Raw genomic sequence first — 13,128 nt, forward strand, 5'->3', positions numbered from 1 at the left:
AAGCCCAACCGCGCATGCTGCATGCCATGCCATCGCCAACGCGTCTTCCGCTCCCCGCCAACACCAGTTCCACACCCTCTCCCCGCTGGATCGTCATCTCCCTGATCGGCTTCGTGCTCGCCTCCCTCTGGGATCTGGCCGGGCAGGATGTCGCCATGGCCCGCTGGTGGGGCACCGCCCAGGGTTTTGCGCTGCGCGACAACCATTTTCTGGTGAACTACATGCACGAGGTGATGCGCATGCTTGGCTGGATCATCGTGGTCTTGCTCAGCATCGGGGTGTGGTTTCCATGGGGCCCGCTGCGCCGCATGCCTATGGCCCGTCGCGTGCAGCTGGTGGTGGCCATTCTGGTGTCGCTGGCCGTGGTGGCCATCATCAAGCGCAGCAGCGCTACCAGTTGCCCCTGGGACATGCAGCTGTTTGGCGGCGTGGCCGAGTATGTGTCCCACTGGCGCTGGGGAGTGCGGGATGGCGGCGGCGGGCATTGCTTTCCCGCAGGCCATGCAGCCGCCGGTTTTGCCTTCCTGGGCGGCTACTTTGCGCTGTACCGCGATGCACCGCGCGCTGCGCGCTGGTGGCTGGCGATCGCCTTGGTGGTGGGCTTCGCCCTTGGCATTGGCCAGCAGATGCGCGGCGCCCATTACATGAGCCACACGCTGTGGACTGCCTGGTTGTGCTGGACAGCAGGCCTGGCCGTGGATGCCGTGGTTCAGCGGCGCAAGGCCGTGCAGGGTTGACGCATATCGGTATGGGTCAATAGCTGTCGGTGCTTGCTGTGCCTGCAAGCGGTATTCTTGTCGCAGCTTCTGCGCCCCAGGCCGTCACCATCCCGTCAACAAAAAGAGCCACTGTCGCCCATTTGGCAGGCGCAAGCAGCTCATCTTTCAATAGCAAACACTTTTGAAGCCGTTTGCCACGCCCGGTATCACACCACCCGGGATATCTTCATCATGTTCGTGCCACCGGGTGAGCCCATGGGTTCGCCGCAGGTGATGGCGTAGATATCGCCGCTTTGCACAATACCGCGCGCCTTGAGGTGTACCTCGGCCTGGCCCAGTGCGGTATCGCGGTCAGCGCTGGTATCCATCAGCAATGGGCGAACGTTGCGGTACAGCGCCATCTTGCGCTGCGTGGCTACCTTGGGGGTGAGCGCGTAGATCGGGATCTGCGTGCGGTGGCGGCTCATCCACAGTGCCGTGGAGCCACTGTCGGTCATGGCCACCAACGCCTTGGCGCCCAGGTGCGTGGCGGTGAAGAGCGCACCCAGTGCAATGCTCTGATCGATGCGCTGGAAGGTCTTGCCGACAAAATCGGTGTCCGCGGCCCAGTCTGCCGAAGCCTCTGCAGCAGCGCAGATGGCAACCATCTCCTGCACGGTTTCCAGCGGGAATTTGCCAGCTGCGGTCTCAGCGCTCAGCATCACCGCGTCGGTACCGTCGAGCACGGCGTTGGCCACGTCGCTCACCTCGGCGCGCGTGGGCACGGGGTTGGTGATCATGCTCTCCATCATCTGGGTGGCGGTGATGACGACCTTGTCCATCTCGCGCGCCAGGCTGATCATCTTCTTTTGCAGCGCAGGCACGGCGGCGTGGCCCACTTCGACGGCCAGATCGCCACGCGCCACCATGATGCCATCGGACACACGCAGAATGTCTTCGAGGTGCGGTATGGCTTCGGCCCGCTCGATCTTGGCAATCAGGCCGGGGCGGTGGCGGTATTCGGCCGCAGCCACCATGCACAGCTGGCGCGCCATTTCCATGTCGGTGGCAGTCTTGGGAAAGCTGACGGCCACATAGTCGGCCTGGAAGCTCATCGCAGTCTTGATGTCTTCCATGTCCTTGGCCGTGAGCGCTGGCGCCGTCAGGCCGCCGCCCTTTTTGTTGATGCCCTTGTTGTTGGACAGCTCGCCGCCGAGCTTGACCGTGGTGTGGACGGCATCGCCGCGCACGCTGTCCACCGTCAGCACGATCAGGCCATCGTTCAGCAGCAGCACGTCGCCCGTTCGCACATCGCGCGGCAGTTCCTTGTAATCCAGACCTACGCCGTCGAGATCGCCTGGCTCGGTACGGCTGGCATCGAGCACGAACTTGGCGCCCGGCTCCAGCATCACCTTGCCTTCAGCAAACTTGCCGACGCGGATCTTGGGGCCCTGCAAGTCGGCCATGATGGCCACTTCGCGGCCAGCGCGCTGGGCCGCATCCCGCACCATGCGGGCGCGGTCCACATGGTCCTGCGCCTTGCCGTGGCTGAAATTGAGACGCACCACATTCACCCCCGAGCGGATCATCTCTTCTAGCAGCGCCGGATCGCTGGAGGCTGGGCCTAAGGTGGCAACAATCTTGGTGGCGCGGCGAATCTTGGAGGAAGCCATGGATGTTTTCCTGAGCGTTGGGGTTGTCTCAAACGGGAGGCTGGAGCTGTTTCATGTAACTGTATACAGCTTCATTCTGTAATCGAGTTTCCATTCTGACACCAAAGTCCCCGTTTGCGGTTACCAACGGGTTTCATTCGATGTGCGCCTGCACAATTGATGTACTTTGGCCACGCAGCAAGCATAAACACCTGCTTATGCAGGCGTAGCATGCACGATAAGCTATTTCTTCTATAGCGAATTGCATGCATGCGCTTGCCACTGGCTGTTTACAGATCAGCCGTCGCGCATCAAGGCCTCGATCTCATCGGCAGCCACTGGTACACCGCGCGTCAAAAGCTCGCAGCCCGTTTCGGTGATCAGTGCGTCATCTTCGATGCGGATGCCGATGTTGTGGAACTGCTCGGGCACACCTTCAGCGGGGCGCACGTAGATGCCAGGCTCGATGGTGGTGACCATGCCCGCGCGCAGGATACGGCTTGGGCGGTTGATGATCAGCTCGCCCGAGAGCGGATCGCGCCGCTCGCTGATGTGGCCGACTTCGCTGGGTTCCACATAGTTGCCGCAGTCATGCACGTCCATGCCCATCCAGTGGCCGGTGCGGTGCATGTAGAACTGGAAGTAATTGCGGTTCTCGATCACATCCTGCGCATTGCCGACCTTGTTGCCGTCCAGCAGGCCCAAGTCCAGCATGCCCTGTGCCAGCACGGCCACCGTGGCGTCATGCATGTCGTTGAAGCGCTTGCCGGGCATGGCGCGCGCAATGGCCGCATCCTGGCTGGCCAATACCAGGTCGTACAGCGCGCGCTGCGGGCCACTGAACCTGCCATTGGCCGGGAAGGTACGGGTGATGTCGCTGGCGTAGCCGTCCAGCTCGCAGCCGGCATCGATCAGCACCAGATCGCCGTTTTTGACAGGCGCAGCGTCTGCGCGGTAGTGCAGCACGCAGGCATTGGCGCCTGCTGCCACGATGGAGCCGTACGCCGGATACTGCGAGCCATGTTCACGAAAGGCCTGCAGCAGCTCGGCATCCAGATGGTATTCACGTACATCCTTGCCCGCGCGCAGCATGCGTGCGGAGCGCTGCATGGCCAGCACATGGGCGCGCGCACTGATGGCACCGGCGCGGCGCAGGATGGCGACCTCGTGCGCATCCTTGATGAGACGCATCTCGTCCAGGATCGCACACAGATCGCGCTGCTGCTCGGGCACCAGGGCGCCATAACGGGTGCGGGCGCGCACCGCATTGAGCCACTTGGCAACCACGCCTTCGAGCCCCGGATGGATGGCAAACGGGTACCACACCACCGTGCGGTTCTCCAGCATCTTGGCCATGCGCGCATCCTGCTCGTTGATGGCAAAGGCTTCGCTCACGCCCAACGCGGGCACGGCGGCATCGGGCCCCAGGCGGTAGCCATCCCAGATCTCGCGCGCCAGATCCTTGGGCGCGCAGAACAAGGTGCTCTTGCCATCGGCCGTGATCACCAGCGTTGCGTGCGGCTCGGTAAAACCCGTCAGGTAATAGAAATAGCTGTCGTGGCGATACAGATAATCGCTGTCGCGGTTGCGCGGGTGTTCCGGCGCCGTGGGGATGATGGCAATGCCGCCCTCACCCAGCTGGCGCGCAACCTGTGCGCGGCGCTCGGCATAAATGGCTTGGGCGGGGATGGCGGGGACGTTGTTGTTCTGCATGGTTCTATCCTAGCGCTGCTCCCAAAGCCCTGCAGCCATAACGCGGCCCCGCCTGCGGAAATTGGGGTAAATACCATCGCTCATAATTTAATAGCAATTCGTGCTGTATATACAGGCGCCAGCTCTGGTTTTTACCTTAAAAACCGCACACTGGCAGCGCGCCCCGTTCGACTTCACCCATAATGCGCGCATGCCCCACCGCTGGAAACCCAATGTCACCGTGGCCGCCGTTATCGAGCGTGATGGCCGCTTTTTACTGGTAGAAGAAGACACTTCGGACGGTGTTCGCCTGAACAACCCTGCCGGGCATCTGGACCCTGGCGAATCGCCCATCCAGGCCTGCGCCCGCGAAGTGCTGGAAGAGACCGCATTCGATTTCAAGCCCACGGCCCTGCTAGGCATCTATATGAACCGGTTTGTCCGCACCAAGACTGGCACGGACACGACCTATATGCGCTTTTCCTTCACCGGCACCCTGGGCACCTTCCACGAAGGCCAACCGCTGGACGATGGCATTCGCCGCACAGTATGGATGACCCAGGACGAGATACAGGCTGCCCATGATGCGGGTCAATTACGCAGCCCGCTGGTGCTGCAGTCATTGAACGATTACCTGGCCGGGCAGCGCTTTCCGCTGGGGCTGATCTACACCGATGCGTCAGTACTGGTAGAGCCGGAGACGGGCGCTTAAAACGTGTTGACGATCTCCTGACGCCAGCACTGCCGCGCAGGCGATAGCGCGGCATGCCGCCTCGTGGCAATGTGGACGCCTCACAACGAGGAGACGACGCCGTGCCACGCCAACACCCTGCCTTCCCTTCCTCCATACCGCGCCGCGCGCGGCTTCTGGCACTGCCACTTGCTGCCGCGCTTGTGGCTACAGGTTGCAGCTCGCTGGGAACCGCTCCCACCTCGCAGAGCCAGGCCAAGATCGCCGGGCTGGAAAAACCGGCTGAAGTGCTGATCGACCAATGGGGCGTGCCGCACATCTATGCCGGCACCACCTACGACGCCTTTGTGGTGCAGGGCTACATGGCCGCCCGCGACCGGCTGTGGCAGATGGATCTGTGGCGCAAGCGCGGCCTGGGCGAAATGGCCCGGGACTTTGGCCCGGCCTGGGTCGAGAGCGACAAGGCGGCGCGGGCCGTGCTCTTTCGCGGAGACATGTACCGCGAATGGCTGGCCTATGGCTCGGACTCCAAGCGAGTGGCCGAAGCCTTTGTCGCAGGGGTGAATGCCTTTGTGGCGCAGACCCAGGCAGACCCCAGCCTGCTGCCGGAGGAGTTCAAACTGCTGGGCTACCAGCCTGCCAAATGGGCCGCAGAAGACACGGTGCGCATCCGCCACCACGGTCTCACGCTGAACTTCACCGGTGAGGTGGATCGCGCCCAGGCCTTTTGCGATGGCAAGCAGAACGGCGCCCGCGTGGACTGGCTGCGCCGCGAACTGGTGCCTGATGTGAAACCGCAGATCCCAGAGGGGCTGGAGGTGTGCGGCCTGCCCGGCAAGGAGCTCAAGCGCGCCTATGCGCTGGCCACCGCCAGCCCGCGCTTTACCAAGGAGAACGTGAAAGTGCTGGCACAGGCACTGCCTCCCGAGCAGTTGCAGGCCCTGTCCGAATCCACGCTGAACCAGCCCGATGCCAACACCCTGGCCAGCTATGGCAGCAACAACTGGACGATTGCGCCCGGCATGACCACGACCGGTCGCCCCATTCTGGCCAACGACCCGCACCGCGCGCACGGCGCGCCCAGCCTGCGCTACATCTCGCACATCTCGGCCCCCGGCATGGATGTGATCGGCGCGGGCGAGCCGTTTCTGCCCGGTATCTCCATCGGCCACAACGGCCGCATTGCCTTTGGCCTGACGCGCTTCTACATGGACCAGGAAGACCTGTACGTGTACGAGACCAACCCGCAAAACAGCAAGGAATACAAGTACCAGGGCCGTTGGGAGCCCATGACCCGCGTCACGGAAACCATTCCTGTCAAAGGTGCGGCCAAGCCCGTGATCGTGGAGAACTGGTACACCCGCCACGGCCCGGTGCTGGCCGCCGAAAACAACAAAGCCTACGCGCTGCGCGCAGCCTGGCTGGACTTGGGCATGGCGCCCTACTTCGGCTCGATGGATTACATGCGGGCGCAGAACTTCGACCAGTTCCGCGCGGCGATGAACCGCTGGGGCGCACCGGGCGAGAACCAGGTCTACGCCGATAGCAGTGGCAACATTGGCTGGATTCCCGGCGGCCTGACGCCCATCCGCCCCAACTGGGATGGGTTGATGCCCGTGCCCGGTGACGGCCGCTTTGAATGGACGGGCTACCGCAATGGCGACGAGCTGCCCTGGGAGTTCAACCCCCAGCGCGGCTATGTGGTGACGGCCAACGAAAACAATGTGCCGCCTGCCCATCCGCTCTACCAGAAAGGCATTGGCTACGAATGGTCCGACTCGGCCCGCGCGCAACGCCTGCATGGGCTGTTCGAAAAGGCGGCCAAGGAAGGCCGAAAGCTCAGCGTTGCCGACTCCGAAGCCTGGCAGACCGACATTGTGGCCGTGCCGGCTCAGCGCCTGCTCAAGCTGCTGGCACCGCTCAAGAGCAGCGACGCACAAACCGCGCAAGGCCTGGCCATGCTGCAGGGCTGGGACGGCACCATGGCCAAGGACAGCGCCGCCGCTGCGCTGTACGAGGTCTGGAGCAATGCCACCTTGAAGAAAGCACTCACCGACCGCGTATTGGCCGCAGGCGAGCGCAGCTTTGCCAAGGACACCAGCCCCACCCGCATGATCACGGTGCTGGAAAATCCCCAGGGCTGGATGAGCCCCACCGAGCGTGACCAGGTGCTGCTGTCCTCCATTGCACCTGCCATGCAGTGGCTGCAGGGCAAGCTGGGGGCTGATGCCAAGAGCTGGGCCTGGGGTGATCTGCACCAGGCGATCTTCGTGCACCCACTGGCGGGCGTGGTGGACAGCGCCACCAGACAGAAGCTCAATGTCGGGGCTGGCGGCATCGGCGGATCGTCGGCCACGCCCATGGCCACCAGCTACAACGCGGACACCTACCAGCTGACATCCGGCGCGTCCTTCCGCATGGTGGTGGATGTGGGCAACTGGGATGCCTCGCGCGTGGTCAACACGCCTGGCCAATCGGGCAACCCTGCCAGCCCGCATTACCGTGACCTGGCCAACACCTGGGCGGCAGGCCAGTACTTTCCGCTCGCCTATTCGCGCAGCGCAGTAGAGAAGGCCACGCGCGAGCGCATTGCGCTGACACCGCAATGAACCCAGCCTTCGGGCGGCAGCAAAAAGGCGATCCCAGGATCGCCTTTTTGCCATCTGCAGACTCGACAGCGGTCATCTTGCAGCGCTGGCTTGTATTGCTATCTATGCAATATCCATTGGCGCTTTATTTGGTGGCACTGGCACGCGAATAGCTGTTCATCAGATTGCGGTAGTCAGGGATGTGGTTGCTGAACAGGGTGCCCAGTCCTTCCACATCGTTACGCCAGTCGCGGTGCAGTTCACAGGCCACGCCAAACCAGGTCATCAGCTGAATACCCGCTGCCTCCATGCGGCGCCAGGCCGAATCGCGGGTGATTTCATTGAACGTGCCCGATGCATCGGTCACCACGAACACCTCAAAGCCTTCTTCGATGGCCGCCAGCGCTGGAAAGGCCACGCACACCTCGGTCACCACGCCGGCAATGATCAGTTGCTTCTTGCCGGTGGCCTTGATGGCCTTGACGAAGTCTTCGTTGTCCCAGGCATTGATCTGGCCAGGGCGTGGAATGAATGGCGCCTTGGGGTGTGCCTGCACCAGTTCAGGCACCAGCGGGCCGTTGGGGCCGTCTTCAAAGCTGGTGGTCAGGATGGTGGGCAGCTTGAAATAGTTGGCCAGGTCGCTCAGCGCGAGCACATTGTTCTTGAACTTGTCGGGATCGATATCGCGCACCAGCGAGAGCAATCCCGTCTGGTGGTCCACCAGCAGCACGGCGGCATTGTCTTTGTCGAGGCGAACATAGGGCTTGTGGGACATGGTCGTTCCTTTTCAGATCATTGGGCAGGCCTACCTGCCTGGAGCGTCTGCAACGAAGATTCGTGCCTAACGCCTGGAATGAATATTAATTTTGGAACGATCAAAGATAAATCACCTAAATTTGCATTCATCGTTCAAAAAAATGAACGATAGAGCGCAAGCATCCCATAGCCCTAGCGCAGCAAGCGCCAGCGGCCGGGGCGGATAATTACGCCCATGGTTAAACAGCGCATCGTAGTGGGGCTGAGTGGCGGCGTGGATTCGGCCGTCACCGCGTATTTGCTCAAGAAGCAGGGGCACGAGGTCGTCGGCATCTTCATGAAGAACTGGGAAGATGACGATGACAGCGAGTACTGTTCGTCGAACATCGACTTTGTCGACGCCGCCGCCGTGGCTGACGTGATCGGCATCGAGATCGAACACGTCAACTTTGCGGCCGACTACAAGGACCGCGTGTTTGCCGAGTTCCTGCGCGAATACCAGGCGGGCCGCACGCCCAACCCCGACGTGCTGTGCAATGCCGAGATCAAGTTCAAGGCGTTTCTGGATCACGCTATGCGCCTGGGCGCAGAAAAGATTGCCACCGGCCACTACGCGCGCGTGCGCCAGAACCCCGAAACCCGGCTGTTCGAGCTGCTCAAGGGGCTCGACCCCGCCAAGGACCAGAGCTATTTTCTGCACCGCCTGAACCAGGCGCAGCTGTCCAAGGCCATGTTCCCCGTGGGCGAACTGCAGAAAACCGAGGTGCGCCGCATCGCCGAAGAAATTGGCCTGCCCAACGCCAAGAAAAAGGATTCCACCGGTATCTGCTTCATCGGCGAGCGCCCATTCCGCGATTTCCTCAACCGTTACATCAGCAAGGAGCCCGGCTTGATCCTGGACGACCGCAACCGCAAGCTGGGCAAGCATGTGGGGCTGTCGTTCTATACGCTGGGCCAGCGCTCGGGCCTGGGCATCGGCGGCGTCAAGGAAAAGGGTGCCGCGCGCGGCGCGGGCGACCATGCGCCGTGGTTTGTGGCACGCAAGGATCTGGAAAAAAACATCCTGCGCGTAGTGCAGGGGCACGACCACCCCTGGCTGCTGTCGCATGCCCTCGATGCCGACAACACCAGCTGGATCGCAGGCCACCCGCCAGCTGCGGGCACCTATGGCTCCAAAACCCGCTACCGCCAGCCCGATTCGCCAGCCATCATCGGCGCCGATGCAACGAACAGCCTCTTCCACCTGGATTTTCCAGAGGCGCAATGGGCGGTCACCCCCGGCCAGTCAGCGGTGTTGTATGACGGCGAGGTCTGCCTGGGCGGCGGCATCATCGCCCAGGTGGGGACGGAGGCAGGGGTGGCGCATGCCGCAGCTCTCTAGAGCGCCTACACTGGCGCAACGGGTGCTGTTGGCTTGGTGGAATCCTGCGGCAATTCGTCGCGCAGAATCCATGCCGCCTCCTGCGTGCTGGGGTGCTCGGGGTGGCGCATCTTCATGCGCATGAAAACGCGCACCGCCTGATCGGGCTTGCCCAGTCCCTGTTTGAGCACGCGCACGATCAACTCCTGCGCCTGCGGGATCACCGGGCTGCCGGGGTAGTTCTTCTCGAAATTCTGCAGCACCGCCAGCGCGTGCGATACCTGCTGGCGCTTCCAGGCGGTGCTGGCCAATGCCAGGGTCGCCTCGGCGGACTCCAGCTTGAAGCCCGGCATGCGCTTGTAGCAGCTGCCCCATACCTCCAAGGCTTCGCTGGCCTGCTGCTTGCGCAATAACAAGTCGATGAACTGCTGGCCATGGCGCGCAAGTTCAGCCGTCTTGTCGGTGAGCTTGAGCACGCGGTGGTAGCGCCGCTGGTCGGCGACATTGTCGTAGTTGAGGCGCTGCCATTCGCGCGCCTCATCCTGCGCGGCCTGCATGTCGCCGTTCTGCACCAGCTGGGCAACAGCGGCATCGCGCCGTTTGGCCTCTGCGGCCTGCGGGTCGATCTGCACCGTGCTGCCGCCTTCGGCCTCGGGCGCCTTGTCGGGCTCGATGCCGAACTCCGCATGGTTCTGGTACATCACATAGCCGATCATGGCCGCAATCACCCACAGAAAGTAGATGATGACAAAGGCCATCAGCGGCGCCAGCATGGCCTTAGGCACCAGCACCAGCAAAAACCCCATGGCCATGGGCGCGCCCTGCATCAGCAGAAACAAGAACAGGCACAACAGAAAGTACGGCAGCCCGATACCGGCAATCGTACCCAGCAGAATGAACGGATTGATGGCCGACGACAGACTGCCCGTGCTGATCAATACCATCAAGGTGACGGGAATCAGGAATGACGACCCCAGGTTGCCCAGCACGCCAAGCTTGAGGCTGGCCTGGGCGAGCATGCCGATGACAAAACCATGCACCAGGAGCACGCCAAAGAACTTCCAGGGCAGCACCTTCAGATCGGCGTCCAGCGGGTAGTGGTCATAGTCGCTGCTGTCCAGCACGCCGCGCGATGCATAGGCTGCGGCCTTGAAGGCATAGCGGCTGACGGCCAGCATCAGACCAACAAACACCGCAATCCCGATGAGCAACCCCATGAACATGGCATACGCACACAGCGACAGTACCACCGCATACATGAACGGTGTGCGCTGAAAGGGAAACAGGAAAAAACTGTTGAGCTTGTGCCAGAAAGGAGGAATGTTCCAGTTGGCGCTGTCGTTGTCGACTTCCGGTTGTGAACGCGATAGGCCCATGGCCGCCCCTGTTGTCTGTAGACCATTGCGAAACTGGCAGTCCGCAACTTTATGTATTGTCAGAAACGATCATAAGCCATAACTTCACAATCTCTTTACAAAACACAGCCCAGGCGGAGGCTCATGCTTTACCGCACGGCTCCACCCAGCCAGCGTGTCACCGGCTCGTTCGGTGCCGCCTGCTGCAGTGCAGGCAGCCAGCGGCGCGCATCGTCCATGCGGCCAGCTTTTGTCAGGCCATTGGCCAGCAATGCCAGAGTGCCCGGCCATTGCGGGTGGTCTGCAGCCTTTTCCAGTTGCTGGCACAGCTTCTGGGCGTCGTCCCATTCGCCCAGGCGGACAAAGCACAGCACCAGTGCATGGAGTGTGTTGCTGCTGATGCGCGGCACCGGCTGGGCGCGCTCGCAATAGGTGCGCCAGCTGCGGTGCTGCAACTGACGATCGGCATCGGTCCTGGCGGGCAGCTTGAAAATGGCGCGCGCGGCCAGGTGGAAATCATCGCTGGCAGGGGCATGGCGTGCGCTCTCGAACCAGGCGCGCAGAATCTTGGGATCGGTGGGCGCCAGCTTGGCTGCCTCGCGCCAGGCACGGGCCGCACGGTCAAACGCCAGTGCATCGGTATGCTGCTGGGCCCGCTGCACGGCAGCCTGCAAGGCATCGGCCTGTGCCTTGGCCACCTGTTTGTCGCGCGCAGCCTCCTCCACTACCGACTCCTTGCGCCGCAACTGCAGGTACAGCGCCATCAGAATGCCCCCCGCCACCAGGCCGCCAAAGTGCGCCATGTAGGCCACGCCACGCCCGCCCATCCAGTGCTGCGCCAGCTCGAATCCCATCCACACCGGCAGCAGTACCAGTGCGGGCCAGGTGGCGTAGTTGAAATAGAACGCCAGCATGTAGAAGAACCGGATGCGCCGCATGCGGTAGAGCACCACGTACATGGCCATCAGCCCGGCAATCGCGCCCGATGCACCCAGACCATAGCTGCCCATGCCCGCATAGAACAGGCCCGCAAACAGCGATGCACTGATACCGGAGACCACGTAAAAGCACAGATACAGCCCCGCACCCAGCGCCATCTCCAGCGTGAAGCCGAAGAGAAACAGAAACACCATGTTGCCCACCAGATGCCCGGTGCTGCCATGCAAAAAGGTGGAGGTAAAGGCCTGCACGGGCTGCAGACCTGCGCCGGGCTCGTAGCTCATGGCCCAGCGTGATGTGAAGGGTTTGGGCTCCTGCGGCGCAAAGCGGGCGCGGGCGGCTTGCCATTCGGCATAGGCCGGATCGCCAGGCTTGATCACCTCACCCGCCAGCAACTGGCGCCGAAAGCTGCCTTCCTGCCACATGAGCATGTACAACTGCTCGTAATCATGGGATTTTTGTAGGCCCTGGGTCATGCGCACCAGTTGCTTGGTGATACGGCTGTCCTTGTTCTGGCTCTGCTCATCCAGGTATTTCACGAACTCCGGCACCTCCATCGCAGGAAGTGCCGTGTGCGCGTAGGTTTTGGCGGCCCGCTCTGCGCCCCGCTCTTCGCCTTCCTGCCAGACCCAGAACACCAGGCAGTTGATGACGATCAACAGCACGGTCATCCATGGTGGAGACTGCCAGGAGGGTTTGTTTTCAAGGGGGATGGCGATGAACATGGCGCCTATTGTGCGTTGGCAGGGCTGCGACGCTGTCAACAGCGCCAGCGCAGTAGCCACAGTGTTGGATTTTTGCGCCTCACTCCGCAACCCGACAGGGGCACGAATGCCCCTTCACCTCAACGCTCGCTATCAAAAAGAGAGTTGCTGCGCTTATGAACTGGTCGCCAGCAGCGCTTTTGCTTAAACCGCCTCCGTGCAGATCGCATGCTGCGCTGGCTGGGCGATGCGCACATAGTCCTCGCTGTTCAGCACCATCGAGCGGTCCAGCCTGCCAGCATTGAAGGCGATTTCACCAAAACGCGCCACCAGGCCCGGATCCACCACCAGCGTGATCTGCGGCGCCAGACTGAATGGAGGAATTGCGCCGATCACGCAGCCGGTCTGCTGCGTGGCTTCTTCAGCGCTCGCCAGTGTCATCTTGGGCAACCCGAGGGCGGCAGCGAGCTTGCGAAAATCCAGTTTCTGGTCGCCGGGCAGCACGGCCAGCACCCAGTTCTCTCCTGCCGATCCATTTTTGGTTCTGCACAGCATGGCCTTGGCACCCTGCCCCGGGGCAGTGCCACGGATGCGCGCCACCTCTTCCGATTTGCCCTCTGCCGGGTGCTCCAGCACGCGGTAGCGCGCGCCATGGCCATCAAGCAGTTGCACCAGTTGATCAAACACCATCAC

The 13,128-nt window shown here is 62.3% G+C and carries 10 protein-coding genes; 4 read left to right on the plus strand and 6 right to left on the minus strand.

Features of this window, described 5'->3' with window-relative positions:
- Positions 1–26 precede the first annotated feature (26 nt).
- Entirely contained in the window at positions 27–737 is a 711-nt protein-coding gene (locus HNP33_RS00930; protein ID WP_233464191.1) for a phosphatase PAP2 family protein, read from the plus strand.
- A 188-nt stretch (positions 738–925) separates the two neighbouring features.
- Here HNP33_RS00930 and pyk read toward each other — a convergent pair whose 3' ends face one another.
- Complete coding sequence (pyk, locus tag HNP33_RS00935; RefSeq protein WP_184704313.1) at positions 926–2,371, minus strand: pyruvate kinase; 1,446 nt, start codon at positions 2,369–2,371, stop codon at positions 926–928.
- A gap of 276 nt (positions 2,372–2,647) precedes the next feature.
- Positions 2,648–4,063 carry an aminopeptidase P N-terminal domain-containing protein gene (locus tag HNP33_RS00940; protein WP_184704315.1) on the minus strand — a complete coding sequence of 472 codons (1,416 nt, stop codon included), beginning with the start codon at positions 4,061–4,063 and terminating at the stop codon, positions 2,648–2,650.
- Between the two features lie 190 nt (positions 4,064–4,253).
- Between HNP33_RS00940 and HNP33_RS00945 the strand changes: the two genes are divergently transcribed.
- Both HNP33_RS00945 and HNP33_RS00950 read left to right on the plus strand, forming a co-directional pair.
- Positions 4,254–4,754 carry an NUDIX hydrolase gene (locus tag HNP33_RS00945; protein WP_184704317.1) on the plus strand — a complete coding sequence of 167 codons (501 nt, stop codon included), beginning with the start codon at positions 4,254–4,256 and terminating at the stop codon, positions 4,752–4,754.
- 134 nt (positions 4,755–4,888) lie between these two features.
- Positions 4,889–7,342, plus strand: a complete 2,454-nt coding sequence (locus HNP33_RS00950) for a penicillin acylase family protein (protein ID WP_418903814.1) — start codon at positions 4,889–4,891, stop codon at positions 7,340–7,342.
- A 124-nt stretch (positions 7,343–7,466) separates the two neighbouring features.
- On the opposite strand, the gene ycaC is transcribed toward HNP33_RS00950, so the two are convergent.
- Positions 7,467–8,096: an isochorismate family cysteine hydrolase YcaC gene (gene ycaC, locus HNP33_RS00955; RefSeq protein WP_184704320.1), complete on the minus strand. Its 630-nt coding sequence runs from the start codon at positions 8,094–8,096 to the stop codon at positions 7,467–7,469.
- A gap of 216 nt (positions 8,097–8,312) precedes the next feature.
- On the opposite strand from ycaC, the gene mnmA reads away from it, so the two are divergent.
- On the plus strand, positions 8,313–9,458 hold the full coding sequence (gene mnmA / locus HNP33_RS00960) for a tRNA 2-thiouridine(34) synthase MnmA (protein ID WP_184704322.1): 1,146 nt from the start codon (positions 8,313–8,315) through the stop codon (positions 9,456–9,458).
- A 5-nt stretch (positions 9,459–9,463) separates the two neighbouring features.
- On the opposite strand, the gene HNP33_RS00965 is transcribed toward mnmA, so the two are convergent.
- The 3 genes from HNP33_RS00965 to HNP33_RS00975 form a co-directional block, all read right to left on the minus strand.
- Positions 9,464–10,813 carry a tetratricopeptide repeat protein gene (locus HNP33_RS00965; RefSeq protein ID WP_184704324.1) on the minus strand — a complete coding sequence of 450 codons (1,350 nt, stop codon included), beginning with the start codon at positions 10,811–10,813 and terminating at the stop codon, positions 9,464–9,466.
- A gap of 128 nt (positions 10,814–10,941) precedes the next feature.
- A complete protein-coding gene (locus tag HNP33_RS00970) occupies positions 10,942–12,456 on the minus strand; it encodes a rhomboid family intramembrane serine protease (protein WP_184704326.1) in 1,515 nt (504 codons plus the stop codon).
- 183 nt (positions 12,457–12,639) lie between these two features.
- Positions 12,640–13,125, minus strand: coding sequence for a YbaK/prolyl-tRNA synthetase associated domain-containing protein (locus HNP33_RS00975; protein WP_184704328.1), 486 nt, complete (start codon positions 13,123–13,125; stop codon positions 12,640–12,642).
- Between the last annotated feature and the right edge of the window lie 3 nt (positions 13,126–13,128).

It is taken from the genome of Comamonas odontotermitis (assembly GCF_014207855.1).
GTDB classification, from domain to species: Bacteria; Pseudomonadota; Gammaproteobacteria; order Burkholderiales; family Burkholderiaceae_C; genus Comamonas; species Comamonas odontotermitis_A.

Bases quoted from the DNA above. Each gene is read 5' to 3' on its own strand.
- HNP33_RS00930 (WP_233464191.1), top strand. From the start codon at position 27: ATGCCATCGCCAACGCGTCTTCCGCTCCCCGCCAACACCAGTTCCACA.
- pyk (WP_184704313.1), bottom strand. From the start codon at position 2,371: ATGGCTTCCTCCAAGATTCGCCGCGCCACCAAGATTGTTGCCACCTTA.
- HNP33_RS00940 (WP_184704315.1), bottom strand. From the start codon at position 4,063: ATGCAGAACAACAACGTCCCCGCCATCCCCGCCCAAGCCATTTATGCC.
- HNP33_RS00945 (WP_184704317.1), top strand. From the start codon at position 4,254: ATGCCCCACCGCTGGAAACCCAATGTCACCGTGGCCGCCGTTATCGAG.
- ycaC (WP_184704320.1), bottom strand. From the start codon at position 8,096: ATGTCCCACAAGCCCTATGTTCGCCTCGACAAAGACAATGCCGCCGTG.
- mnmA (WP_184704322.1), top strand. From the start codon at position 8,313: ATGGTTAAACAGCGCATCGTAGTGGGGCTGAGTGGCGGCGTGGATTCG.
- HNP33_RS00965 (WP_184704324.1), bottom strand. From the start codon at position 10,813: ATGGGCCTATCGCGTTCACAACCGGAAGTCGACAACGACAGCGCCAAC.
- HNP33_RS00970 (WP_184704326.1), bottom strand. From the start codon at position 12,456: ATGTTCATCGCCATCCCCCTTGAAAACAAACCCTCCTGGCAGTCTCCA.
- HNP33_RS00975 (WP_184704328.1), bottom strand. From the start codon at position 13,125: ATGGTGTTTGATCAACTGGTGCAACTGCTTGATGGCCATGGCGCGCGC.